Source organism: Bartonella sp. CL25QHWL (assembly GCF_042195335.1).
In the GTDB taxonomy this organism is placed as follows: domain Bacteria; phylum Pseudomonadota; class Alphaproteobacteria; order Rhizobiales; family Rhizobiaceae; genus Bartonella.
Genome location: NZ_JBHIOE010000056.1, coordinates 886 through 1,432 on the forward strand (window position 1 = coordinate 886; position 547 = coordinate 1,432).

The following is a 547-nucleotide window of genomic DNA, read 5'->3' on the forward strand; positions in this document are numbered from 1 at the left end:
AACGTGGCGCTGTGCCACCTGTGGAATGTCCTTGTCTATTCAAACGAATGCGGCGGCGCAAACGCTCATCATCTTCATCCAAAAGGCGCGTGACCCCATGAAAATCCCCCAAATGATCTAAACTTGTTCCATGGGCAAATGTGAGTAAATTATCCCGCGCTACTTCATTAATTCGCTGGCGCAATAGCAACTCTTCATAAGCCGCCGCTTGCAATTGAATGACCACGGGATCATAAGCCGTCTTTTCCACATTATAAGGAATATGATGCGCTGCAAAAAGCTCAGTCAAACGCGTGATCTTTTGCTCTAAAATTGCTTCAACAGAAAGCTCTTCAATAATTTGTGGCAGAGGGAGTTGTGGAGGGGGAATCTGTGAAAAGGATAAAGGTTCAAACTCAGTCATCACCAACCTCTAAATTGATGCTCATTGGCTCTTGGTGTGACCAATCCCCCAAATGCCCATTGGGATAAAAAACACCCGTTAAAACAAAATGGAATGTGCCTTCACGCGTTGCTTTTGTCAGATCAATCCTCTGCAACGAAAACC

1 pseudogene is annotated in these 547 nt (G+C 45.2%); it reads right to left on the reverse strand.

From position 1 onward, the window contains the following. Positions 1-403 (reverse strand): annotated as a pseudogene (locus ACFILY_RS09430) (baseplate assembly protein); the annotation flags it as partial. Positions 404-547: the final 144 nt, after the last annotated feature.